Here is a 23,542-nt window from a genome sequence, read left to right on the forward strand (position 1 = left end):
GCGCGGACCGCCCGGCGTGACCGGCTCGAAGGCGGCGTGCGTGCGTGTCGGATGGAGGTGCCTGCCGCCGGCACCTAAAATTCCCGCCATGACTTTCATCGAACAACTGCGCGCTGCGGAACTGCAGAACCGCTCTCTCCTGTGCGTGGGGCTCGATCCCGAACCGACCCGCTTCCCGGCCCGTCTCAAAGGCGACGCCAACAAGATCTACGATTTCTGCGCGCGCATCGTCGATGCGACCGCCGACCTGGCGATCGCCTTCAAGCCGCAGATCGCCTACTTCGCCGCGCACCGCGCCGAGGGGCAGCTGGAACGGCTGATGGAGCACATCCGCCGCGTCGCGCCGCAGGTGCCGATCATCCTGGACGCCAAGCGCGGCGACATCGGCTCGACTGCCGAGCAGTACGCCATCGAGGCCTTCGAGCGCTATGGCGCCGACGCGGTCACGCTGTCGCCCTTCATGGGTTTCGATTCGGTCGCGCCCTATCTCAAGTACGAAGGCAAGGGCGCCTTCCTGCTGTGCCGCACCAGCAACCCCGGCGGTGCCGACCTGCAGGGCCAGCGCCTGGCCAGCGTCGAGGGCGAGCCGCTGCTGTACGAACACGTCGCGCGGCTGGCGCAGGGCCCTTGGAACCTCAACGGCCAGCTCGGCCTGGTGGTGGGCGCCACCTACCCGGCCGAGATCGAGCGCGTGCGCGAACTCGCGCCCACCGTGCCGCTGCTGATCCCGGGCGTGGGTGCCCAGGGCGGCGATGCGGTCGCGACGGTGCGTGCCGGCTGGCGCGCCGACGCGCCGATCATCGTCAACTCCTCGCGCGCGATCTGCTATGCCTCGGACGGCGACGACTTCGCCGACGCGGCCCGGCGCGAGGCGATGCGCACCCGCGACGGGCTCGAGGCCGCCAAGGGCTGAGCACCGTTTCCGGCGCCGGCGCGCACCCGTTGCGCCGCCTGCCGTTTCTCCCGAAGCGTTATGTCAGAATGAATACAACGCTTACAGGAGACCGATGACATGCGCTGGGCCCCTTCCCTGATTTCCGGCGTCGCTGCGGCGACGGTGCTGTTGTTGGCGGGTTGCGGCGGTGGGGGCAGCGGAGGGTTTCCGGCCGCACCCGAGCAGACGGCGCCCCCTCCCACGACGACGCCGACCCCTGACCCCGTGCCGGTTCCGGAGCCGGTCCCCGCGGCGACCTTCCAGCTCGGCGGCGCGGTCGACCGCCCGGCCATGCTCGACGTGGCCGCGCTGTCGGCGCGCCCCGCCGTCGCGCAGACGGTGAGCTACAGCAGCGGCAGCGGCGCCCAGACGCGCAGCTACATCGGCGCCGATCTGTGGTCGCTGCTCAACGACGCCGGCCTGCAGGCCGACGCCAGCCGCAAGAACGATCTGCTGAGCCGCTACGTGCTCGCCACCGGCGCCGACGGCTACAAGGTGGTCTTCGCGCTGGGCGAACTGAACCCCGATTTCGGCCGCAAGGGCAGCACGGTCGCGTACGCCGACACCGGCACGGGCACCGCGGTGCCGTTGAGTGCGGCCGACGGTCCGTTCCGCGTCACCGCCCCGGGCGACGTCAAGGGCGGGCGCTACGTGTCGAACCTGGTGCGCCTGGACGTGGCCGCGTCGGCGGCGACGGCGGTGGGCAGCAGCGGCGGCATCTCGAACGGCTTCACGGTGTCCGGCGCGGTCGCCGGTGCGCCGGTGCAGTTCGACTTGGCGGGCTTGCAGAAGCTGGCGCCCACGACGCAGGTCGTGGGCGCCGACACCTACGTCGGCGTGAGCCTCTGGACGCTGCTGAACGGAACCCTCGGCCTGAGCGTGCCGCCGGGCTCGAAGAATGCGTCGCTCGCGATGTACGCGGTGGCCACCGGCAGCGACGGCTACCGCGCGACCGTGTCGCTGGGCGAGATCGATCCGGGCTTCGGCAACAAGCCGGCGCTGGTGGCCTACGAACTCAACGGTGCGCCGCTGGGCGCCAAGGGCGTCGCGCGGCTGGTGGTGCCGGGCGACGCGAAGGCCAGCCGTTCGGTCTCGAACCTGGTGGCCATCGAGGTGTTTGCCGCGCCAGCGCCCTGAGGCGAAGTGCGCTGCGCGGGCATCCGGGAGGCGACGGCCGCGGCGGGCGCAGTAAGCTCGGCCGAACGCCGACGAACTCCTGCCCCGCGCCCATGTCCACTTTGCCTTCCGCCGCACCGCTCGCCCGGCCCGAGTTCCGCTTTCGCATGCGCATCACGGTGGGCGATGCGATCGCGATCGGTCCCGGCAAGGTGCAGCTGCTCGAGGCGATCCTGGAGACCGGCTCGCTGACCGCGGCCGCCAAGCGCATCGACATGTCCTATCGCCGCGCCTGGGTGCTGATCAACGAGCTCAACACCGCCTTGAAGACGCCGGCGGTGGAGTCCGGCAAGGGCGGCGGCAACGGCGGCGGCAGCATGCTGACGCCCGTCGGCCTGCAGGTCATCGAGCACTACCGGGCCATCGAGGCCCGGGCGGCGGCGGCCTGCGCGGCGGAGATCCGCTCGCTCACCGCGCTGTTCGGCCCCGACAAGGGCTGAGGCGCCTTCGGCGTCAGGCGGAAAACAGCCGGGTGGATTCGACCGGCTTGCTGAACAGCCAGCCCTGCGCCATCGCCTGGGGCGCCAGCGCCAGGAAGTACGCGGCCTGCTGCTCTTCCTCGATGCCCTCGATCACGATGCTCAGGCCCAGCACCTCGGCCATGGCCACGATCTGCGGCGCGATGGTGTCCTTGTCGCTCTGGTCGTGCAGCGCCTGCATGAAGGTGCGGTTGATCTTGATCGCATCGACGCGCAGGCGCGAGAGGTAGGACAGGCTCGAGTAGTCGGTGCCGAAGTCGTCGATGTAGACCTTGTGGCCGGCCTCGCGCAGCCGCGCGATGGACTTGCCCAGTTCGCGGCTGTTGGCCGTGGTGCGCTCGGTGAGTTCGAGCCCGATGCTGGCCGACGGCAAGCCGGCTTCCTGCAGGCGCGCGCTCAGGAAGGGCAGGAAGGCGCTGTCGAGGATGTCGCTGGCCGCGACGTTGATCGTCACCTGGAAGTCGGGGCGCCGGCGCAGGTCCTCGCCCAGTTCGTCCAGCACGCGGTGGATCACGAAGCGCGTCACCTGGCCGATGAAGCCCTCGTGCTCGGCGGCGCTGATGAAGGCGTCGGGGCTGACCGGCTTGCCGGTCGCGTCGGTCCAGCGCAGCAGCGCCTCGGCACCGACCTGGCGGCGGTCGGACAGTCGCACGATCGGCTGGTAGACGATCTTCAACTCGCCCGAGCGCATCGCGAGTCGCAGCTGCTTGCCGAGCGACTTCGAGCGCCCGATCGCGATGCTGGCGGCAAAGCCGCCGCTCAAGCCGATCAGCAGGCCGAAGACGGCGAACTCGAGCATCACCGGCGAATGCAGGATCGTCGAGGGTTGGCGCAGCGCCGCCACGATGCAGGAGGAGTGGGTGCTGGAACACCGCACCTCGTAGCGCCGGCCGTTCAGCTCGAGCGGCTCGCCGGGCTGCAGCGTCACGCCTTCCAGCGGCAGGCGCGGGCCGGCCGAGCTCAGGGCCCGCAACGGTGGCAGGCGGCCGTTGACCACGGCGTAGTCCAGCCGCGGGTCCGCCGTCTCGAGATAGGCCTGCCCGTTGATGCCGACCGCCGCACCGCGCTGCTGCATCAGCAGGGAGCGTGCACCGGGCACGCCGGCCTGCGGCGCATGGAAGCTCATGCGCTGACCTTGCTGGTTGACCACGTCGACCGGCGGGGCCGGTTCCGGTGGGTCGATCGCGCCTACCGTGGAGCTGCAATAGATCTCGCCGTTGCGCAGCCGCGAGGCACTCTTGAGGTAGCGCGACGCCAGCACGATGCGCCGCAGCCGCGCCACCTCGGGCGGCGAGCAGGCGCTGTTCTTGGCGCTGTCGATCTCGACCAGCGCGGCCACCGCCTCGGTGGTGACCTGATCGGAGCGCGCGATGTAGGCCTCGGCCATCTCGGCCGCATCCGCATATTGCTGGCGCCGCACGGTCCATTCGCCCACGGCCAGTGCTAGCGCGATGGCTATCGCCGCGCCACATGCCATCGACAGCACGGTCCGTGTCAGCGGCTGCCGCATCATGAAGCGCGCCCGTGAGAAAGGGCGATGTCGGGCAGGACGCGGGTGTCGGCCGGACGGGAGGATGCAGGGCGCATGGTGCAGCAGTGAGCTTGTAGGTATGTCTTTGCGGTGCGCGGGCTTCGATCGGCCGCGCCGGGCGCGGTGCCGCAACCGCAGTGCAGGGCTCTCCTCCTTGCATCATCATCGCCGCCGATCGACGCCACAGCGCCATCATTCCCGATCATGTCAAGAAATGTGACGGATGGCGCAGGGGGCATTGAAATTGACGCGAGACGGCCGCGTCGATGAGGCGTAAAGAATTCCTTTTTGAACCGATGCCCGTCAATAGTGTGGCGGCAATTCGTCGCCCGGGTCGCGGGCACCGCCCGAGCCAGCTTCCGGCATCTGTTGGCGCAGCTGCACCAGCTGCTGCGCCAGCGCGTCGATCTGCTGCTGCTGGCGGTAGATCGTGAGGTTCAACTGGTCCAGCAGGTCGTCGGTGAAGCTGGCCTTGATTTCGAGTTCGTCGAGTCGGTGGTCGGGGGTGCGGGGATGTGCCATGGGCGTATTGGACAGGATGGCGAGCACCATCCAGGCCTTCCCCTCACTTCTTTCGCGTCTAGGTTGCCGGGGCTGGCTCGTCTGCCTTGGCTGCCGTGGGCGTCTTGAGGTACCCGGCGACGCACGCGCTGAGCCGGTCTGCGAAATCGAAGAGATCGTCCACACCAGAGATGGCGATGCGTTCCTCCTCCTTGCTCTCACCGAACAGGCCGACCACGAGCTTGTTTTCGTTGTTAAAGCGAAGGCGACAGATAGGCTTGCGGTTGTTGTCGTCGAAAAGTACGGCGCAGTAGCTCGCAGCGTCACGAATGAACACCCGGCCTGGTTTCACTACGGGACGAAGAATCGCGCGAATGATTTGGAAGGCCTCGAGTTCGACTGCCGATGGTACGAAGGCTTCACCTGCGACAGGACGTTCCTCCACAACGGCGGGAAGCTCGGGCCCCAGAAGGGGCTCAGGTGTCATCGCGCCTTTCAGGCGCTCGTTGATCTTGTCCCCGACGAGCTGTTGAAACGCGCGCTTGGTGATCAAAGTGAATTGATCTTTCACCGCATTTCTGAACTGCTTCCCTGCCAGAAACTCTGCCGAAACAAGGCGGACGAACTCCTCAGGAGGGCTGTTCATCCAATCTGTCAGTGTGTTCTGGATCGCTCGCGTGTATTTCAGGTGATTGGCGGTCGTCAGAATGTTCTCGAGATCGAATGCAGCCTTCGCGAATTTCTTCAACTCCTCAACATCCTGCTCTCGAAAATCGAGCATGTTGAACTCGAAGAACGGCTTCTCGTCCATCTTGTTCGGCTTTTCGAGGTCCGTGAAGAAGCGATATGTGAGGCCGTTGGTGAGGACGCCAAAACGGGCTTCGGTCACATGGAAGTACCGAAACAGCTGACTGGCGTGATTGATGTGCAAATCGCCGCCGCTTTTCTTGCACTCGAAAAGCATGATCGGCTTGCCATCTTTCAGGATGGCATAGTCGACTTTTTCGCCCTTTTTGGTGCCAACATCTGCGATCAACTCCGGTGTTACCTCCAGTGGATCAAAAACGTTGTAACCAAGGAGTTGAATGAATGGCATAACCATTGCATTTTTGGTTGCCTCCTCCGTTTGAAGAAGGTCCATGGCGGCCGCAACACGTGAGGCGAGTGCTCTGACTTGATCGATGAAATCCACTTGTTCTCCTTCGAATGGAAATTATTCCGGCGTGCAATTGCGTCCATTCTGAATAGGAGTGCGAGATTTCGCAAGATTTGCTTACAAGTGTGGTGAAGGCAAACCAATTCGGCCGCTTGAACAACGTTGGGTTTTTCAGTGCGCATCTTCGCCATCGATGCGGGTAACCGCGCACCGAGACATATGGCATTTCGCCGCCATGCGTTTCGGGTGGGTCCTTACACCGGACTCGAACGCAGTCCGTAGGCCTTGCCGCCCAAGAACAGGTATTCCACGCGCATCACGGCCTCGCCGGCCTCGTCCTTGGTGGTGAAGCCGACGGCCGACACCGTCTCGCCGGCCTTGATCTCCGCCACCTGCCAGGCCGCCATGCGGGTCAGGGGCGCGAGCTCCAGTTCCCATCGGCGGTCCTTGCGTCGGGGCAGGGTGGCCCGGGCCAGCAGCCCGGGCCCGTCGACGCCGGCGCTCTGGGCCGGCAGCGGGCGCTGCTTCAGGTCGGGCGGCAGGGCCAAGTCGGGGCGCACTTCGATCAGCAGTTCGGCATGCGGGTTCTGCCACTTGCTCTGGACCACCTTGCCTGCGAGGTAGATCGGTTTCTCCTGGTCGAAGCTGCTCCAGCCGTGGTGCGCCCAGGCGGAGCCTGTGGTCAGTGGGACGGCAAAGGGCGTGGCGGCGGCCACGAGGGCGAATCGGCGGCGGGACATCGGCATGGCGGCACTCCTGGAAAGGGATGAAGCATCGAATCAGTAGGCGATCCAGCGTCCGCAGACGACGACGCCGAGCCAGACCGCAGTGGACACCAGCATCTGAACCCGCGCCGTCAGGTCGAGTTTCTGCAGCGATCCGCGGCCGTGGAACCAGGCCGCGTTGCAGCCCGCCAGCGTGAGCAGGCCCATCTTCCAGACGAAGCTCCGGTTGGCGAGCAGCTCGGACGCCTGGGTGGCGAACATGAGCAGGCCGCTGGCGGCGGCCAGCCCGAAGCCCGCCAGCGCGATGCCGAGCGAAAGGCGCGCCAGCGCCCGCACCGGCAGGGCCGCGGCACCGCCCCAGACGCGGATTTCCAGCGCCACCAGGTTGCCCAGCAGCAGGGCGATGCCGACGATGTGCACGACTTCCAGGGCCGGATAGGCCCAGACGCTGGATCGGAGTTCGCTCAACATCGCGTGATTCTGCGGCGTCGGCGCCCGCACCGCGCCGCCGCTCAGCCCCGCTTCGAGCGCCCGCGCCCCTCGGCCTTGGCCTGGTAGAGCGCGCGGTCGGCCCGGTCGAGGGTCTGCTCGACGGTGTCGCCCGCGCAGTGGCGGCTGATGCCGGCCGAGAAGCCGAGCCGCAGCGCGGGCACGGTGGGCGAGATCTGCAGATCCGCCAGATGACCGCGCAGGCGTTCGATGCCGGCTTCGGGCAGGCCGTCGGGCGCGTCGGGCAGCAGCACAAGGAATTCCTCGCCGCCCCAGCGCGCAAGGGTGTCGGTCTCGCGCAGCACGCCGCGGGCGACCTGGGCGAAGCCGTGCAGCACCTCGTCGCCGACGCCATGGCCCCACTGGTCGTTGATGCGCTTGAAGTGGTCCAGGTCGATCAGCACGATCGAGAACGACGCGGCCTCGGTGCGCCGGTGCAGGTCGGCCCGGTGCTGCAGCAGTTGCGTCGTGTGGCGGCGGTTCACCAGGCCCGTGAGGTCGTCATGGGAGGCCAGCCGGCGCATGTGGTCATGGGCGGCCGCGATTTCCTTCGCCCGCTCCTCCAGCAGCAGGTTGGCGCGTTGCCGTCCCTCGTAGTCGCCCGCGACCAGCCGGATGATGCGTTGCGCATAGAAGAAGAACACGACGAAGACCGCGGCCAGCGCCCAGTTCGAGTGGCCGCCCTGCCAGGCCATCAGCAGCGCGGTCGGGCCGAGCAGCAGCGGCGGGTACCAGCGGGCCAGCGTCGCATCGACCGCCATGATCGCGCAGGCACCGGCGGCGAGGCCGATCGTGGCCATGAGCATGAGCCAGCGCACGTTGTCGGCTTCGGCGGTGCCGAAGATGCAGGCGCACAGCAGGCCCCAGTAGCCCTGGTAGCCCCAGGCCGCCCAGCGGAAGCCGCGCTGCGCGCTGCCGAAGTTGTACGCCGCCGCGCGCTCCAGGTCGAATTCCAGGTAGAGCCGGCCGGCCGCGCCCAGCACCAGGCCGGCGGCATGCAGCAGCACCATCGCCATGTGGTTTGCCGAGTAGCCGCCGGCCTGCGTCAGCACGAGCCAGAACAGCGGGTACAGGAACAGGCCGCTGCGCGAGCGCGCCGCGGCGTCCCGCAGGCGTTGCAGCAGGTAGGACGGCGGCAGCTCGGCGGGGCTGGTCATGTCCTGGGCCTGTGGGCGGCGCGCGCGATGCGGAATCAGGTCCGGGCCGGCGCGCCGAGCCGCTCGGACACGCCGCGCGCGCAGGCCCGCAGCGCCTGCGCCAGCCCGCCGTCCCAGTGCGTGTCGAAGATGCCCGTGGGGCCGATGGCGGTGACCGCCAGCACGATCGCCCCGGTGTGGTCGAACACCGGCGCCGCCATGGCGCTCACGCCCGGAATCACCTCGTTCTCCGAGCGGCTCGCGCCCTGGGCACGCACGGCCTCGCGCTCGGCTTCGAACGCGCTCCAGCTGGGCAGAGGCTGCACGGGCGGCATGCCGGCCGGAACGCCGTCTTCGGGCTTGCGCTGCTTCTCGCGCCGCCGCTCGTCTTCCAGCATGGCCTTGACCTGGGCCGCCGGCAGGTAGGCGGCGAAGAGCCGGCCCGAGGCGGTGCGCGTCAGCGAGAACACGGTGCCGTGCCGCAGGCTCACGTGCACCGGCGAGGGCGCCTCGGCGATGTGCACCATGGTCGCGCCGCGCGCGCCCCAGACGGCCAGGCCCACGGTCTGGCCGATCTGCTGCGCCAGCGGCGCCATCAGCGGCGCGGCGATATGCACCGGCTCGGCCTGCTGCAGGCCGATCAACCCCAATTGCAGCGCGAGCGGTCCGAGCCGATAGTGGCCGCTGGTGCCGTCCTGCTCGATCAGGCCCAGCCGGCCGAAACTGACCATGTAGGGATGGGCCTTGGCGGGCGTCATGTCGGCCTCGCGCGCCAGATCTTTCAGCGCCAGCGGGCGGCCCTGGTGCACCAGCGCGCGCAGCAGCTGGCCGCCGACCTCGATGCTCTGGATGCCGCGCTGGGCCGGGTTGTCCTTGCTGCTGCTGGCCATCGGTGGGTGTCTCTCCGCGGTGGTTCGGGATGGGAGAGCGCATTAGACATGAACTGTGGCCCGGATTACACTTTGCGAATTCGCTCCATGCGAACGAATTTGGATTAGACGAACTTCATGATGGAGACTTCGACCATGAGCACCGACGACACCGGCGCACTGCGCTACCAGCACGGCTTCGGCAACGAGTACGCGAGCGAGGCCGTGGCCGGCGCGCTGCCGCAGGGCCGCAACAGCCCGCAGCGCGCGCCCTTCGACCTGTACCCCGAGCTGGTCTCGGGCACCGCCTTCACCGCGCCGCGCCACACCAACCGCCGCAGCTGGCTCTACCGTCGCCAGCCCTCGGTGGTGTCGGGCCGCTACCAGGCCTACGCGCAAGCGCACTGGGCCACCGGTGCCAACCGCGACATGGCGCTGCCGCCCGAACCCCTGCGCTGGCATCCGATCCCCTTCGAGGCCGGCGCGGCCGAGGCCGACTTCGTCGACGGCATGCACACGCTGGCCGCCAACGGCGACGCCGAGACGCAGGTCGGCGTGGCCGCACATGTCTATCTGGCCGGCCAATCGATGGGCCGCCGCGCCTTCATCAATGCCGACGGCGAAATGCTGCTGGTGCCGCAGCAGGGTCGGCTGCGGATCACCACCGAGATGGGCGTGCTGGAAGTCAAGCCGGGCGAGATCGCGGTGCTGCCGCGCGGCGTGGCCTTCAAGGTCGCGCTGCCCGATTCGGAGGCTGGCGCCGGCCCTTCGCGCGGCTACGTCTGCGAGAACTACGGCGCGCAGTTCCGCTTGCCCGAGCTGGGCCCGATCGGCTCCAACGGCCTGGCCAACGCGCGTGACTTCCAGGCGCCCGTGGCGGCCTACGAAGACGGCGACGCGCCCGGCGGCGCCTACGAGGTGGTCAAGAAGTTCGGCGGCCGCTTCTGGCGCGCGCCGATGAAGCAGTCGCCCTTCAACGTGGTGGCCTGGCACGGGAACCTGGCGCCGGTGAAGTACGACACCGCCCACTTCATGACCATCGGCTCGATCAGCTTCGACCACCCGGACCCGTCGATCTTCACCGTGCTGACCTCGCCCAGCGACACGCCCGGCACCGCCAACTGCGACTTCGTGATCTTCCCGCCGCGCTGGCTGGTCATGGAGGACACCTTCCGTCCGCCGTGGTACCACCGCAACCTGATGAGCGAGTTCATGGGCCTGGTCTACGGTCAGTACGACGCCAAGCCCGGCGGCTTCAAGCCCGGCGGCGCGAGCCTGCACAACCCGATGGTGCCGCACGGCCCCGACGAGGAAGCCTTCGACAAGGCCAGCCACGCCGACCTGAAGCCGCACAAGCTCGACCACACGCTGGCCTTCATGTTCGAGAGCCGCTACCGTTTCATCCCCACGCCCTTCGCCATGCAGAGCCCGGCGCTGGACGATGCCTACGCCGACTGCTGGGCCGGCCTGGGCGATCTGTTCCACAAGCCCTGAACCCGTGCGCGATCCCCGCTTCCAGAAAAGAGACACATGACCTTCACCCCCTCCCGCCGCGCCACCTTTGCCGCCCTCATCGCCACCGCCTGGATCGGCCTGCCTTTCGCCGCGCAGGCGGCCGACTATCCCGTCAAGCCGATCCGCTTCGTCGTGCCCTACACGGCCGGCGGAACCACCGACCTGGTGGCACGCACCGTGGGCCAGAAGGTCTCGGAAAAGCTGGGCCAGCCGGTGATCATCGACAACCGCGCAGGGGCCGGCGGCAACATCGGCATGGACGCGGTGGCCAAGGCGCCGGCCGACGGCTACACGATCGGCTTCGGCGCGATCTCGACCAATGCGCTCAACCCGCACATCTACAAGTCGATGGCCTTCGACCCGCGCAAGGACTTCAGCGCCATCAGCCTGCTGGGCACCTCGACCATCGTGCTCGAAGTCCCGGCGGCCTCGCCCATCCAGAGCGTCGCCGAGCTGATCGCCGCCGCGAAGAAGAACCCCGGCCTGCCCTACGCCACCGCGGGCGCCGGCACCTCGATGAACCTGGCCGGCGTGATGTTCGCGCAGATGACCGGCACCGAGCTCACGCACGTCGCCTACAAGGGCAGCGGCCCGGCCATCAACGACATGCTGGGCAACACCATCGGCGTGATGTTCGACAACCTGCCGGCCTCGCTGCCGCACATCCAGGCCGGCAAGCTGCGCGCGCTCGCCGTGGCCGGCCCGGCGCGTTCGCCCGCGCTGCCCAACGTGCCGACCATCGCCGAGACCGGGCTCAAGGGCTATGCGCTGGACCCGTGGTTCGGCGTCTACGGCCCGGCCCACCTGCCGGCGCCGATCGTCAAGGTGCTCAACCAGGCCTTCGTCGAGGCGCTGGCCCTGACCGAGGTCAAGGACAAGCTCACGCAGGCCGGCTTCACGCCGCGCAGCTCGACCGCCGAGGCATTGAACCAACTGACCCAATCCGAATACCAACGCCTGGGCGATGTGGCCAAGAAGGCCGGCATGTCCGCAGATTGAAAGAACCCATGACCGCACTCAACGCCACCCACGACCCCCAGCTGCGCAGCTGGGTCGAATCCGCCCACGCCGCGGGCACCGACTTCCCGATCCAGAACCTGCCCTTCGGCCGCTTCCGGCCGGCCGGCACCGACGAGGCCTTCCGCATCGGCGTGGCCATCGGCGACCAGGTGCTCGACCTGAAGGCCGCCAAGGTGGTCGACCACGCCGACATGAACCGGCTGATGGCTGCCACGCCGGCCGAGCGCGTGGCCTTGCGCGCGGCGCTGTCCGAAGGCCTGCAGGAAGGCAGCCCCAAGCAGGGCGACTGGGAGATCGCGCTGTATCCGCAGGCGGCCGTCGAGATGGCGCTGCCCTGCCGCATCGGCGACTACACCGACTTCTACACCGGCATCCACCACGCCACCACGGTCGGCAAGCTGTTCCGCCCCGACCAGCCGCTGATGCCCAACTACAAGTGGGTACCCATCGGCTACCACGGCCGGGCCTCGTCGATCGCGGTCAGCGGCCAGCAGTTCAAGCGGCCGCAGGGCCAGACCAAGGCGCCCGATGCGGCCGAGCCCAGCTTCGGCCCGTCGAAGCGGCTCGACTACGAGCTCGAGCTCGGCTTCCTGATCGGCCGGGGCAACGAACTCGGCGAGCCGATCGCCATCGGCGAGGCCGAGCAGCACCTGTTCGGCGTGACCTTGCTCAACGACTGGTCGGCGCGCGACCTGCAGGCCTGGGAGTACCAGCCGCTGGGCCCCTTCCTGGCGAAGAACTTCGCCTCCACGCTGTCGCCCTGGATCGTCACGATGGAAGCGCTCGCGCCCTTCCGCGCGAAGTTCGAGCGGCCCGCTGGCGACCCGCAGCCAATGGCCTACCTGGACTCGCAAGCCAACCGCGACGGCGGCGCGCTCGACGTCACGCTCGAGGTCTGGCTGCACACCGCGAAGATGCGCGCGGCCGGCGAGCCCGCCACGCGCCTCACGCGCGGCAACACCACGCAGGCGGCCTACTGGACCGCGGCGCAGCTGGTCACGCACCACACGGTCAACGGCTGCAACCTGCAGCCGGGCGACCTGCTGGGCTCGGGCACGCTGTCGGGCCCGACGCTGGAAGAGGCCGGCTCGCTGCTGGAGCTGACCTTCGGCGGCAAGCAGCCGCTCACCTTGTCCAACGGCGAGCGCCGCACCTTCCTCGAGGACGGCGACACGCTCACGTTGCGCGGCTATTGCGAGCGCGCGGGCGCGGTGCGCATCGGGCTGGGCGAGGTCAGCGGCACGGTGCTGCCGGCCGGCGCGGCACGCTGAGCGCCGGCCAGCCTATTTCCGCGCCCCCGTCCGTGCCCGCGGCCGGGCCGCCATCGCATCGAACAGCGTCATCGTCATGGCGACTGCGTCCGACAGTTGCTGTCGGGTCGCGCCGTCGCGCGCGCGCAGCGACAGCCCCTGCAGCATCGACGCCAGGAAGCTGACGGCCGGCTCGACGGTCGCGGCGTCGGGCCACTCGCCGGCCGCGACGGCCGCCTGCAGGCGCAGGCGGATGCTCTGGACGTTGCTGGCGCGGATCGAGGCCAGCCAATCGCACAGCGCGGCGTTGCCGGGCGTGCGGTGCACGATGCCGAGGATCAGCAGGCATCCACCGGCCGGCGCCGCCAGGGCCACCTCGATGCTGGCCTCGAACATGCCCGCCACCGCATCGCGTAAGTGCGGGCTCTCTTCCAGCACGCGAATGGTCTGGTCGCCGACCGTGCCCAGGTAGCGGTTCACCGCTTCGCGGAATAGCGCCTCCTTGGACTCGAAGGCCGCATAGAAGCTGGGCGGCCGGATGCCCAGCGCGGCTGTCAGGTCGGCCACCTGCGTGGCGTCGTAGCCCTTGGCCCAGAACACTTCCAGCGCGCGATCGAGCGCGGCCGCTCGGTCGAAGCTGCGTGGTCGTCCTCGGGGTGCGTTCAAGACAGATCCTTTGGTTATGTAGTCGATCTTACAAAATCGTTGACGCGGTCATCGAGCCCGACCTAGCATTGTTGAATATCAACTACAGAATTCAATCCATCATGTCGGATACCGCTACGCGCACGCTGGTGCAGCAACTCTTCGCCAAGGTCGGACAGGGCGCCCGCCCCGAGGACATCGCCTTGCTGTTCAGCGAGGAGGTGGACTGGTTCATCGCCGGCGATATGGCGCAGGTGCCCTGGATCGGCCGCAAGACCGGGCGGGCCGGCGTGGCGTCCTTCTATCAAGCCATCCGTGACCGGCTGGTGTCGGAGCACTTCGAGCTCACCGACATCCTGGCCGACGGCCCTCGTGCGGTGGCGCTGGGGCGCCTGGCCTCGCGCGTCAAGTCCACCGGCAAGCTGATCGAAACGGCCTTCGCTTTCGACGTGACCGTGGCCGGGGGCCTGATCGCGCGCTTCCACATGCTCGAGGATTCCTTTGCGGTGGCGCAGGCGATGCGCGCGGACTGAAACCTCAGACCTTGACGCCGGTGCCGCCCGAGGCGGCCCGGCTCGCGTCCAGGTGGTTCTTGGCCCGCTCGGCCAGCGCCATCTCGCCCGGCGTGGAGGGCGTGAAGGCGCTCACCGGCATCGGCTGGCCGTGCGAGTCGACCGAGACGAAGACGATCAGGCATTCGGTGGTGGTCTGCATGCCGCCGCCCTTCATGTCGCCGCTGCGCACTTCCACCGAGATGTTCATGCTGGTCTTGCCGGTGTAGGCCAGCCGCGCCTCGACCTCGACCAGGTCGCCGATCATGATCGGCCGGTGGAAGCGGATGCTGCCGATGAACACCGTGACGCAGTAGCGCTTGGACCAACTGGTGGCGCAGGCGTAGCCGGCCTCGTCGATCCATTTCATGACGGTGCCGCCGTGGACCTTGCCGCCGAAGTTGACGGTGCTGGGTTCGGCCAGGAAGCGCAGGGTGATGGAGGACATGTTCTGTTCGCCGAAGCGTGGGTCGTGGGTTGGGGGCGCCGGGGAGCGGATTATGTCGGGCCGCGCGCCGTCGCGCACGATGCGCTCTCGTCCTATGGCGCCGCTGCCGAGCAGCGGCAAAGCTCGCAGCGATGAACGCCGCCGCCCTCGCCGCCTGGTTCGCCGCCCGCGGCTGGAAGCCCTTCGCCTTTCAGCGCGCGGTGTGGAAGGCCGTGGCGGCCGGGGAATCCGGCCTGCTGCACGCCACCACGGGCGCAGGCAAGACCTATGCCGTCTGGCTGGCGGCGCTCGCGGCCTTCGCGCAGAAGCAGAAGGCGGCCGCGAAGCAGAGCAGCCGCCGACCGCTCGCGCCGCCGCTCACCGTGTTGTGGATCACGCCCATGCGCGCGCTGGCCGCCGACACCCTGCGCGCGCTGCAGCAGCCGCTCGAGGCGCTGGCGCCCGACTGGTCGGCCGGCGCGCGCAGCGGCGACACCGCCGCGGCCGAGCGCAGCGCGCAGAACCAGCGCCTGCCCACCGTGCTCGTGACCACGCCCGAGAGCCTGTCGGTGCTGCTGTCGCGCGCCGATGCGGCCGAGGTGCTGGGCGCGGTGCGCATGGTGGTGGTCGACGAGTGGCACGAGCTGCTGGGCAACAAGCGCGGCGTGCAGGTGCAGCTGGCGCTGGCGCGGCTGCGGCGCTGGAACCCGGCCCTGTGCGTATGGGGCATGTCGGCGACCTTGGGCAATCTCGGCGAAGCCATGCACACGCTGCTCGGGCACGACCGGGGCACGCTGGTGCAGGGCCAGGTGCCCAAGCAATTGGTCATCGATTCGCTGCTGCCCGGCCGCGCCGAGCGCTTCCCGTGGGGCGGACACCTGGGCCTCACGATGCTGCCGCAGGTGGTCGACGAGATCGCGCGCAGCAGCACCACGCTGGTCTTCACCAACACGCGCTCGCAGGCCGAGATCTGGTACCACGCGATCCTCGAGGCGAAGCCCGAATGGGCCGGCGTGATCGCGCTGCACCACGGCTCGCTCGACCGCGCGGTGCGCGAGTGGGTCGAGGCCGGGCTCAAGAGCGGCGAACTGCGCGCGGTGGTCTGCACCTCCAGCCTGGACCTGGGCGTGGACTTCCTGCCGGTCGAGCGCGTGCTGCAGATCGGCTCGCCCAAGGGCGTGGCGCGGCTGCTGCAGCGCGCCGGACGTTCGGGCCATGCGCCGGGCCGGCCGTCGCGCATCACGCTGGTGCCCACGCACAGCATCGAGATGGTCGAGGGCGCCGCCGCGCGCGAGGCGATCGCGGCCGGCCACATCGAGGCGCGCCGCACGCCTGCGCAGCCGCTCGACGTGCTGGTGCAGCACCTGGTCACGGTGGCGCTGGGCGGCGGCTTCGTGCCCGAGGATCTCTACGCGGAAGTGCGCAGCACCGCCGCCTACGCCCAGCTGCCGCGCGAGAGCTGGGACTGGTGCCTGGCCTTCGTGCGCCAGGGCGGCCCCTCGCTCGCGGCCTACCCCGACTACCAGCGCGCCGTGCCCGATGCCGACGGCACTTGGCGCGTGCCCGATGCGCGGCTGGCGCGCCGCCATCGCATGAACATCGGCACCATCGTGAGCGACGCCAGCATGACGGTGCAGTACATCGGCGGCGCCAAGCTGGGCAGCGTGGAGGAGAGCTTCGCGGCGCGCATGAAGCCCGGCGACTGCTTCCTGTTCGGCGGCCGCATGCTCGAGCTGGTGCGCATCCGCGAGATGACGGCCTGGGTGCGGCGCGCGAGCGGCAAGCGGCCCGCGGTGCCGCGCTGGAACGGCGGCCGCATGCCGCTGTCGACCACGCTGGCCGATGCGGTGGTGCAGCAGCTCGCGCTGGCGGGCGCGGGCCGCTACGACACGCCCGAGCTGCAGTGCGTGCGGCCGCTGCTCGAGATCCAGCAGCAGTGGTCGGCGCTGCCCACGCCGCAGACGCTGCTGGCCGAGGTGCTCAAGACGCGCGAGGGCTGGCACCTGTTCCTCTATCCCTTCGCCGGCCGGCAGGTGCACCTGGGGCTGGCCAACCTGCTGGCCTGGCGGGTGGCGCAGCACACGCCGCGCACCTTCTCGATCGCGGTCAACGACTACGGCTTCGAGCTGCTGTGCGCCACCGAACTCGACTGGCCCGCGCTGCTGCCCGAGGTGCTGCGCGCGGGCCACGACGCGCAGGCGCAGGATGCGATCGCGCACCACGACGCCGAGGCCGCGCTGCTGCACGAGGTGCTGGCCAGCCTCAACGCCAGCGAACTCGCGCAGCGCCGCTTTCGCGAGATCGCCCGGGTGTCGGGGCTGATCTTCCAGGGCTACCCGGGCGAGAAGCGCAGCAACCGGCAGCTGCAGGCCTCTTCCTCGCTGTTCTGGGAGGTGTTCCGCAAGTACGACCCGGCCAACAAGCTGCTGCTGCAGGCCGAGCAGGAACTGCTGGCGCAGGAGCTCGAGATCGGCCGGCTGCGCGCCAGCCTCGAGCGCATGGCGGCGCAGCGCCTGGTGGTGCAGCCGCTCGCGCGTCCCACGCCCTTCGCATTCCCGCTGATGGTCGAGCGCTTCCGCGAGAAGCTCAGCAACGAGAGCGTGGCCGACCGCATCGCGCGCATGGTGGCCCAGCTGGAAAAAGCCGCCGGCGGCGCGGTGCCGGTGGGCGGTGTCGAATCGGTGGAGCGCGCCCTGGTCTACGGCGAAGAGCGCAGTGCCTCGGCCTCGGACAAGCGGCCGCGGCGCGCGCGCAAGGTGTCGCGGCCGCTGCCGCCGTTGTGAGCCGCTTGCCGGCAAAATCGCCGGGCCTTCGGCGCCGCCGACGGCCTCCCACTGCACAGGACGCACCGCCCCATGATCACCTGCCACCTCCGCTATGTCATCGACCCGGCCCAGCTCAAGGAATTCGAGCACTACGGCCGGCTCTGGATCCCGCTGGTGCGCAAGTTCGGCGGCATCCACCACGGCTACCTGCTGCCCTCCGAAGGCGCCAACAACATCGCGCTGGCCTCCTTCTCCTTCCCCTCGCTGGCGGCCTACGAGGCCTACCGCATCCAGTCCTTCGAGGACGCCGAATGCCAGGCCGCCTTCCGCTATGCCGCGGAGACGCGCTGCGTCCTGAGCTACGAGCGCAGCTTCTTCCGGCCGGTCTTCGACTGAGCGTGGCGAGGCGTTCCGGGCGCGGCTCGTTTAAGCTGACGCCATGAGCAGCCTCAACCCCAAGACCTACGATTCCGTTCCCTCGCGCAAGGTGGCCTTCCTCGGCCTGGGCGTGATGGGCTTCCCCATGGCCGGCCACCTCGCGAAAGCGGGCCACAGCGTGACGGTCTACAACCGTTCGCCGGCCAAGTCGGCCGCCTGGGCCACCGAGTTCGGCGGCCGGAGCGCCGCCACCCCGCGCGAGGCCGCGGCCGGCGCCGAGATCGTCTTCTGCTGCGTGGGCAACGACGACGACCTGCGCTCGGTGGTGCTGGGCGACGACGGCGCCTTCGCCGGCATGGCCCAGGGCGCGGTCTTCGTCGATCACACCACGGCCTCGGCCGACGTGGCACGCGAACTGGCCAAGCTGGCGCTCGCGCGCGGCCTGCAGTTCATCGACGCGCCGGTGTCCGGCGGCCAGGCCGGTGCGCAGAACGGCGCACTGACCGTGATGTGCGGCGGCGACGCCGCCACCTTCGCGCAGGTGCAGCCGGTGGCGACCGCCTTTGCGCGCGCCGTCACGCTGCTCGGCGAGAGCGGCGCGGGCCAGCTCGCGAAGATGGTCAACCAGATCTGCATCGCGGGCCTGGTGCAGGGCCTGTCCGAAGCCATCGCCTTTGGCCAGCGCGCCGGCCTCGACATGGAAGCCGTGCTGGGCGTGATCAGCAAGGGCGCGGCCCAGAGCTGGCAGATGGAGAACCGCGGCAAGACCATGATCGCGGGCAAGTTCGACTACGGCTTCGCGGTCGACTGGATGCGCAAGGACCTGGGCCTGGTGCTCGACGAGGCCAAGCGCAACGGCGCGCGCGTGCCGGTGACCGCGCTGGTCGACCAGTTCTATGCCGACGTGCAGCAGGCCGGCGGCGCGCGCTGGGACACCTCGAGCCTGATCACGCGGCTGCGCTGAGTCGGGCGGCGGGGCTCCGTACACTGGGGCATGACCTCCAGCTCCGCCCCGCACGACGACCACCTCTGGCTCGAAGACATCGACGGCGATGCGCCGCTCGCCTGGGTGCGCACCCAGAACGCGCGCACCGTTCAGCAGTACGCCCAGTCGCCCGCTTTCCAATCGCTTCAGCAGGGCATCCTCGAGGTGCTCGACGCCGAGGACCGCATCCCGATGGTCGAGAAGATCGGTGCGCGCTTCTTCTACAACTACTGGCAGGACAAGGCCCATCCCAAGGGCGTGTGGCGCCGCACCACGCTGGCGGAGTACCGCCGGCCGCAGCCCGCCTGGGAGACCGTGCTCGACATCGACGCGCTGGCCGCGGCCGAGGGCGAGAACTGGGTCTGGCATGGCGCCGACAGCCTCGACCCGGAACACCGGCGCTGCCTGGTCTCGCTGTCGCGCGGCGGTGCCGATGCCGACGTGGTGCGCGAGTTCGACCTGGATACGCTGCAGTTCGTCGACGGCGGCTTCGCGCTGCCCGAGGCCAAGAACCAGGTCGCCTGGCAGGACATCGACCACCTCTACGTGGCCACCGATTTCGGCCCCGGTTCGATGACCGAGTCCAGCTACCCGCGCATCGTGAAGCTGTGGCGCCGCGGCACGCCGCTGGCCAGCGCCCTGACCGTGTACGAGGGCCGGGAGGACGACATGTCCGTGGCCGCCTGGCGCGACAACACGCCTGGCTTCGAGCGCGACTTCGTCTCGCGCCAGATCGACTTCTACGACAGCCAGACCTGGCTGCGCCATGCCGACGGCACGCTGGCCAGGATCGAGGTGCCCGACGACGCGCTGGCCGACATCACGCGCGAGTGGATGCTGATCGAGCCTCGCAGCGACTGGACCGTGGGCGGCGCCACCCACGCCGCGGGTTCGCTGCTGGCCGCGCGCTTCGACGACTGGATGGCGGGCCGGCGCGAACTCACCGTGCTGTTCGCGCCCGACGCGCACAGCGCGCTCGACAGCCACTCGTGGACCCGCCATCACCTGATCGTCAACGTGATGCACGACGTGGTGAACCGGCTCGAAGTGCTCACGCCGCCGGCCGAGGGCCGGGGCGCGTGGCAGCGCCAGAGCCTGGGCGGGGCGCCGCCCCTGTCGACCATCGATGCGGCCGGCATCGACGAAGACGAGAACGACGACTACTTCCTGACCGTGAGCGGTTTTTTGCAGCCGACCACGCTGTGCATCGGCACCATCGGCCAGGGCGAGCCGCAGGCGCTCAAGCACAGCCCGGCCTTCTTCGATGCCGCGCGCTACCGCGTGGGCCAGCACTTCGCGACCTCGAAGGACGGCACACGCGTGCCCTACTTCGAGATCGCGTCGAAGGCGCTGCAGGCCGACGGCAAAAACCCCACGCTGCAGTACGCCTACGGTGGCTTCGAGATCTCGCTGCAGCCCAGCTACAGCGGCAGCATCGGCCGCGCCTGGCTCGACCGGGGTGGCGTGTATGTCGTCGCCAACGTGCGCGGCGGCTCGGAGTACGGCCCGCGCTGGCACCAGGCGGCGTTGCAGGAGAACCGGCTGCGCAGCTGCGAGGACTTCGCGGCCGTGTCCGAAGACCTGATCGCGCGCGGCATCACCTCGCCCGCGCACCTGGGCGCCATGGGCGGCAGCAACGGCGGCCTGCTGGTGGGCAACATGCTCACGCTGTACCCGCAACTCTATGGCGCGGTGGTGAGCGAGGTGGCGCTGCTCGACATGCGGCGCTACACGCAGCTCTCGGCGGGCGCCTCGTGGATCGCGGAATACGGCGATCCGGAGGAGCCCGAGGAATGGGACTTCATCAAGACCTTCTCGCCCTACGAGAACGCGCGGGCAGGTCAGCCGTATCCGCCCGCACTGTTCACCACCTCCACCCGCGACGACCGCGTGGGGCCGGCGCATGCCCGCAAGATGCAGGCGAAGTTGCTGGCGCTGGGCCACGATGCGAGCTTCTTCTACGAGAACCTCGACGGCGGCCACAGTGCGGCCACGGACAACAAGGACGCGGCCTTCATGGACGCGCTGGGCTATGCCTTCCTGTGGCGGCACCTGGGCCGCACCGGCACTAAGGACTGATCCCGAGGCCGCGCTGCAGGCCGCGCAGGTCGTCGAGCAGCAGTTGCAGCGGCGCCGCCAGCAAGGCGTGCGCGGGCGTGGCGGTCCGCTGCACGAGCGCCGACAGGTCGGCCCGGCCCTGGCCGGCCATCGCATCGGCCAGGCCCGCCACCGCCGCACTGGCGGCCTGTGCGGTGTCATGCCATGCGGGATCGCCGTGCATGGCCGGCGCCAGCCGCAGCACCCGGTCCAGCACGACGGCATCCTGGACGATGCGCGCTGTCAGCCGGGCCTTGTCGCGGTAGGCGCGCGAGCGGCCATCGGCCGCGCCCCGGCGCCACCAGCGGGCTTCGAGGTCGGCGCTGCCGGCCAGCAAGGCCAGCCGCCCCAGCGCCGCGCGCGTGGCCGCGTCGGCGCGCTCCGCTTCGGCGGGCGCGGGCCGCGGCACCCTGGCCATGCGTTGCGCGACGCCGCGCAGCAGCGCGGCGCAGCCGGCGTCGCAACGCGCGCCCGCGTGGTACTCGGACAGGACGGTCGAAACCGCCAGCGCCACGCCCACGCCGATCCCGATCTGCAGCATGCGCAGCAGCGCCACCTGCAGCGCGGAATGGCCGGGCAGGGATTCGGCCGACAGCACGATCAGTGCCGCGATGGGGGCGCTGCGCAGGCCGGGCAGACCTGCGCCGGCCACCGACAGCAGCAGCACGATGGCCAGCGTGCTCGGGAGCGCCGCCACGCCATGGTGCTGCAGGGTGATGCCCGCCAGGCCGCACAGCGCGCCGGCCGCGGTGCCGCGCACACGCTCCCAGCCGGCATCGAGCGTGGAGCCGGCGCTCGGGCGCATGACGATCAGCACGCTCATCACCGACCAGAAACTCTCGGGCAGGCGCAGGGCGGCGGACACAGCCCAGGCGAGCGCCACCGCGGTGCCCAACTGGGCGCCCGGCCGCCAGCGGCCCTGGCGCCAGAAGCCCGCCAGGCGCTGCAGGGCCGGGGCGCCGCTCATGGCTGCGGAGTGCCGTCGAGCGACGCGGCGAGGTCGTCGATCAGCCCGCAGGCCTGCATCAACAAGGCTTGCCGATCGGCATCGAGCGTGGCGATGGCGGCGGCCAGTGCGGCTTCGCGTGCGCGCATGAGCGCCTGGAGGCGGCGCCGGCCCTCGGGGGTGAGAGACAGCAGGGACTGGCGCCCGTCGCTCGGGTGCGCGCTGCGGTCGATCCAGCCTTCGGCTTCGAGCGTCGCGAGCAGGCGGGTCAGCGACTGCAGCCTGACGCGTTCGAGCGCTGCCAGCGCCGTGGGCGTGCTGGGCCCCTGCCGGTGGAGTTGGCCCAGCACGCTGAGCTGGGCGACGCTCGGGCCGTCGGGCGTGGCGCCGCGCAGTTGCCGGGCCAGTTGCGACACCGCACTGCGAAGACGCGCGGCGCAGTGCGCCGGATCGGGAGAGGGGGAAGACACGTCTGAATTGTAAGACGCATCTTAATAAATGACTCGCCCCCTGGAGGGCTACACCCGCAGCCCGGCAAAGCCGATCCTGCGGTGTGCCTGGAACGGCGTCCGGGTTTTCAGCGGACCGGGGAGACGGTCGCGCCGCCCGTGGCCGGGGCGGTCTTGAGCGGCTCCATCGGCGGCAGCGGGACGCGCGAGCCGCTGTTCGTCGAAGCCGCCGGCGCCGTGTTCTGCTGCGTGCCGCCCGAGGTCGCCTGGTTGGCGAGTTCGGCTTCGGTGATCACCTCGACCACCCGCACCACCTTCTGCACGCCGGACACGCCGCGCGTGATGTCGGTGGCGCGGTCGATCTCGCGCCGCGTGGCCAGGCCCATCAGGTAGACCACGCCGCTGTCGGTCACGATCTTGAAGGAGTTGGCGAACAGGTCCTTGGCGTCCAGCAGCGAGGCCTTGACCTTGCCGGTGATGAAGGTGTCGTTGGAGCGCTGCTGGAACGAGCGCGACGGGCCAACCTGGATCTCGTTGACCACGTTGCGCACGTTGTCCACGCCCTGCACCGCGGCTTCGGCCCGGCGGCGGTCGTCGGCGTTGCCCACGGTGCCTGTCAGCAGCATCTGGCGGTTGAAGCTGGTCACGCTGACGTACATCTGGTCGTTGGCGATCTCGCGGATGCGCGAGGCGGCACGCAGCTCGATGCCCTGGTCGTCGAGCTGGGCGCCCGAAGTGCGCCGGTCGGTCGCGACCAGTCCGGCGCCCACGGCGGCCCCGCCGACCACCAGCGGCACGCAGGCCGAGAGTGCGGCAGCCAGCGCGGCGCCGGCGGTGAGGGTCAGCACGAGGCGGGGGATCGATGAGGTCTTCATGTGAAAGCTTCCTGTTCTCCGAGTAACTGGGCGTCCACGCCGTCGCACAGGCAGTGCAGCGCGAGCAGGTGGACTTCATGGATGCGCAACGCACGTTCGTGCGGCACGGAAACCTGGACATCGGTCTCGCGCAGCGCGCGGCCGACCGAACCGCCGTTGGCGCCCAGCAGGGCCACCACCGTCATGTCGCGCGAATGCGCAGCCTCGACCGCGGCCAGCACGGCCGCGGACTTGCCGCTCACGCTCAGCGCCAGCAGCACGTCGCCGCCCTGGCCGAGCGCGCGCACCTGGCGCGCGAAGCGGTCGGGGTCGGCGGCCTCGGCCGTGTCGGCCGTGGGGTCGGTGGCATCGCCGGTCAGTGCGATGGCGGCCAGTTCGGGCCGTTCGCGCTCGAAGCGGCCGACGAACTGCGAGGCGAACTGCGCGGCCAGCAGGCCGGACACGCCGGCGCCGCACGCGAGGATCTTGCCGCCGCTGGTCACGCAGGCCAGCACGGCCTGCATCGCTTGCGAAATGGGTTTGCTGAGCACCGGGCCCGATTGGTACTTGAGGTCGGCGCTGTCGATGAAGTGCTGCTGTATGCGTTGCTCGAGCATGGGCGGTGATGATAGCCGTGGGGGGTGAAACAAAAGGTGTGGTTGAG

General features: G+C 69.7%; 24 protein-coding genes. 11 read left to right on the top strand and 13 right to left on the bottom strand.

What is annotated here, in order from left to right; translation table 11 throughout:
• Positions 1-88 precede the first annotated feature (88 nt).
• The 3 genes from pyrF (at position 89) to K0H49_RS17940 (ending at position 2,550) form a co-directional block, all read left to right on the top strand.
• Positions 89-913 carry an orotidine-5'-phosphate decarboxylase gene (pyrF, locus tag K0H49_RS17930; RefSeq protein ID WP_219215298.1) on the top strand — a complete coding sequence of 275 codons (825 nt, stop codon included), beginning with the start codon at positions 89-91 and terminating at the stop codon, positions 911-913.
• Positions 914-1,159: 246 nt separating this feature from the next.
• Positions 1,160-2,071 carry a molybdopterin-binding oxidoreductase gene (locus K0H49_RS17935; RefSeq protein ID WP_219215301.1) on the top strand — a complete coding sequence of 304 codons (912 nt, stop codon included), beginning with the start codon at positions 1,160-1,162 and terminating at the stop codon, positions 2,069-2,071.
• Between the two features lie 92 nt (positions 2,072-2,163).
• A complete protein-coding gene (locus K0H49_RS17940; protein ID WP_219215304.1) occupies positions 2,164-2,550 on the top strand; it encodes a winged helix-turn-helix domain-containing protein in 387 nt (128 codons plus the stop codon).
• A 13-nt stretch (positions 2,551-2,563) separates the two neighbouring features.
• On the opposite strand, the gene K0H49_RS17945 is transcribed toward K0H49_RS17940, so the two are convergent.
• The 7 genes from K0H49_RS17945 to K0H49_RS17975 form a co-directional block, all read right to left on the bottom strand.
• Complete coding sequence (locus K0H49_RS17945) at positions 2,564-4,102, bottom strand: EAL domain-containing protein (protein ID WP_219215308.1); 1,539 nt, start codon at positions 4,100-4,102, stop codon at positions 2,564-2,566.
• Between the two features lie 321 nt (positions 4,103-4,423).
• Positions 4,424-4,642 carry a SlyX family protein gene (locus tag K0H49_RS17950; protein ID WP_219215311.1) on the bottom strand — a complete coding sequence of 73 codons (219 nt, stop codon included), beginning with the start codon at positions 4,640-4,642 and terminating at the stop codon, positions 4,424-4,426.
• 58 nt (positions 4,643-4,700) lie between these two features.
• On the bottom strand, positions 4,701-5,813 hold the full coding sequence (locus tag K0H49_RS17955) for a type I restriction endonuclease (RefSeq protein ID WP_219215314.1): 1,113 nt from the start codon (positions 5,811-5,813) through the stop codon (positions 4,701-4,703).
• Between the two features lie 218 nt (positions 5,814-6,031).
• Complete coding sequence (locus K0H49_RS17960) at positions 6,032-6,517, bottom strand: DUF6152 family protein (protein ID WP_374122376.1); 486 nt, start codon at positions 6,515-6,517, stop codon at positions 6,032-6,034.
• Positions 6,518-6,556: 39 nt separating this feature from the next.
• On the bottom strand, positions 6,557-6,973 hold the full coding sequence (locus tag K0H49_RS17965) for a hypothetical protein (RefSeq protein ID WP_219215318.1): 417 nt from the start codon (positions 6,971-6,973) through the stop codon (positions 6,557-6,559).
• A 41-nt stretch (positions 6,974-7,014) separates the two neighbouring features.
• Positions 7,015-8,148, bottom strand: coding sequence for a GGDEF domain-containing protein (locus tag K0H49_RS17970; RefSeq protein ID WP_219215321.1), 1,134 nt, complete (start codon positions 8,146-8,148; stop codon positions 7,015-7,017).
• 35 nt (positions 8,149-8,183) lie between these two features.
• Complete coding sequence (locus tag K0H49_RS17975; protein WP_219215325.1) at positions 8,184-9,017, bottom strand: IclR family transcriptional regulator; 834 nt, start codon at positions 9,015-9,017, stop codon at positions 8,184-8,186.
• Between the two features lie 135 nt (positions 9,018-9,152).
• Between K0H49_RS17975 and hmgA the strand changes: the two genes are divergently transcribed.
• From hmgA to fahA, 3 genes are read left to right on the top strand one after another with little or no spacing between them, the layout of a single operon-like run.
• Entirely contained in the window at positions 9,153-10,490 is a 1,338-nt protein-coding gene (gene hmgA / locus K0H49_RS17980; protein ID WP_219215328.1) for a homogentisate 1,2-dioxygenase, read from the top strand.
• A gap of 36 nt (positions 10,491-10,526) precedes the next feature.
• Positions 10,527-11,510, top strand: coding sequence for a Bug family tripartite tricarboxylate transporter substrate binding protein (locus K0H49_RS17985; RefSeq protein WP_219215331.1), 984 nt, complete (start codon positions 10,527-10,529; stop codon positions 11,508-11,510).
• 8 nt (positions 11,511-11,518) lie between these two features.
• Positions 11,519-12,802 (top strand): fumarylacetoacetase, encoded by a 1,284-nt coding sequence (gene fahA, locus K0H49_RS17990; RefSeq protein ID WP_219215334.1) that lies wholly within the window; start codon positions 11,519-11,521, stop codon positions 12,800-12,802.
• Between the two features lie 12 nt (positions 12,803-12,814).
• Here fahA and K0H49_RS17995 read toward each other — a convergent pair whose 3' ends face one another.
• Positions 12,815-13,447 (bottom strand): TetR/AcrR family transcriptional regulator, encoded by a 633-nt coding sequence (locus K0H49_RS17995; RefSeq protein WP_219215336.1) that lies wholly within the window; start codon positions 13,445-13,447, stop codon positions 12,815-12,817.
• Positions 13,448-13,548: 101 nt separating this feature from the next.
• Here K0H49_RS17995 and K0H49_RS18000 point away from each other — a divergent pair, with 101 nt between their 5' ends.
• Positions 13,549-13,959 (top strand): nuclear transport factor 2 family protein, encoded by a 411-nt coding sequence (locus K0H49_RS18000; RefSeq protein WP_219215338.1) that lies wholly within the window; start codon positions 13,549-13,551, stop codon positions 13,957-13,959.
• A gap of 4 nt (positions 13,960-13,963) precedes the next feature.
• Here K0H49_RS18000 and K0H49_RS18005 read toward each other — a convergent pair whose 3' ends face one another.
• Positions 13,964-14,425, bottom strand: coding sequence for an acyl-CoA thioesterase (locus tag K0H49_RS18005; RefSeq protein WP_219215340.1), 462 nt, complete (start codon positions 14,423-14,425; stop codon positions 13,964-13,966).
• 131 nt (positions 14,426-14,556) lie between these two features.
• On the opposite strand from K0H49_RS18005, the gene K0H49_RS18010 reads away from it, so the two are divergent.
• From K0H49_RS18010 to K0H49_RS18025, 4 genes are all read left to right on the top strand, one after another.
• Positions 14,557-17,187, top strand: a complete 2,631-nt coding sequence (locus K0H49_RS18010; RefSeq protein ID WP_219215342.1) for a ligase-associated DNA damage response DEXH box helicase — start codon at positions 14,557-14,559, stop codon at positions 17,185-17,187.
• Between the two features lie 72 nt (positions 17,188-17,259).
• Positions 17,260-17,565 carry an NIPSNAP family protein gene (locus tag K0H49_RS18015; RefSeq protein WP_219215344.1) on the top strand — a complete coding sequence of 102 codons (306 nt, stop codon included), beginning with the start codon at positions 17,260-17,262 and terminating at the stop codon, positions 17,563-17,565.
• Between the two features lie 43 nt (positions 17,566-17,608).
• Positions 17,609-18,511, top strand: a complete 903-nt coding sequence (locus K0H49_RS18020) for an NAD(P)-dependent oxidoreductase (RefSeq protein ID WP_219215346.1) — start codon at positions 17,609-17,611, stop codon at positions 18,509-18,511.
• Between the two features lie 30 nt (positions 18,512-18,541).
• Entirely contained in the window at positions 18,542-20,611 is a 2,070-nt protein-coding gene (locus K0H49_RS18025; RefSeq protein ID WP_219215348.1) for a prolyl oligopeptidase family serine peptidase, read from the top strand.
• On the opposite strand, the gene K0H49_RS18030 is transcribed toward K0H49_RS18025, so the two are convergent.
• The 4 genes from K0H49_RS18030 to K0H49_RS18045 form a co-directional block, all read right to left on the bottom strand.
• Positions 20,601-21,596 carry an FUSC family protein gene (locus tag K0H49_RS18030; RefSeq protein ID WP_219215350.1) on the bottom strand — a complete coding sequence of 332 codons (996 nt, stop codon included), beginning with the start codon at positions 21,594-21,596 and terminating at the stop codon, positions 20,601-20,603. The genes K0H49_RS18025 and K0H49_RS18030 overlap by 11 nt on opposite strands.
• Entirely contained in the window at positions 21,593-22,045 is a 453-nt protein-coding gene (locus K0H49_RS18035) for a MarR family winged helix-turn-helix transcriptional regulator (protein ID WP_219215352.1), read from the bottom strand. The genes K0H49_RS18030 and K0H49_RS18035 overlap by 4 nt, the downstream gene beginning before the upstream one ends.
• Positions 22,046-22,152: 107 nt before the next feature.
• On the bottom strand, positions 22,153-22,899 hold the full coding sequence (locus K0H49_RS18040) for a BON domain-containing protein (protein WP_219215354.1): 747 nt from the start codon (positions 22,897-22,899) through the stop codon (positions 22,153-22,155).
• Positions 22,896-23,495, bottom strand: coding sequence for an SIS domain-containing protein (locus tag K0H49_RS18045; protein ID WP_219215357.1), 600 nt, complete (start codon positions 23,493-23,495; stop codon positions 22,896-22,898). Before K0H49_RS18045 ends, K0H49_RS18040 begins: the two co-directional genes overlap by 4 nt.
• Positions 23,496-23,542 lie beyond the last annotated feature (47 nt).

Source organism: Variovorax boronicumulans, assembly GCF_019352895.1.
Lineage (GTDB): Bacteria > Pseudomonadota > Gammaproteobacteria > Burkholderiales > Burkholderiaceae_C > Variovorax > Variovorax boronicumulans_A.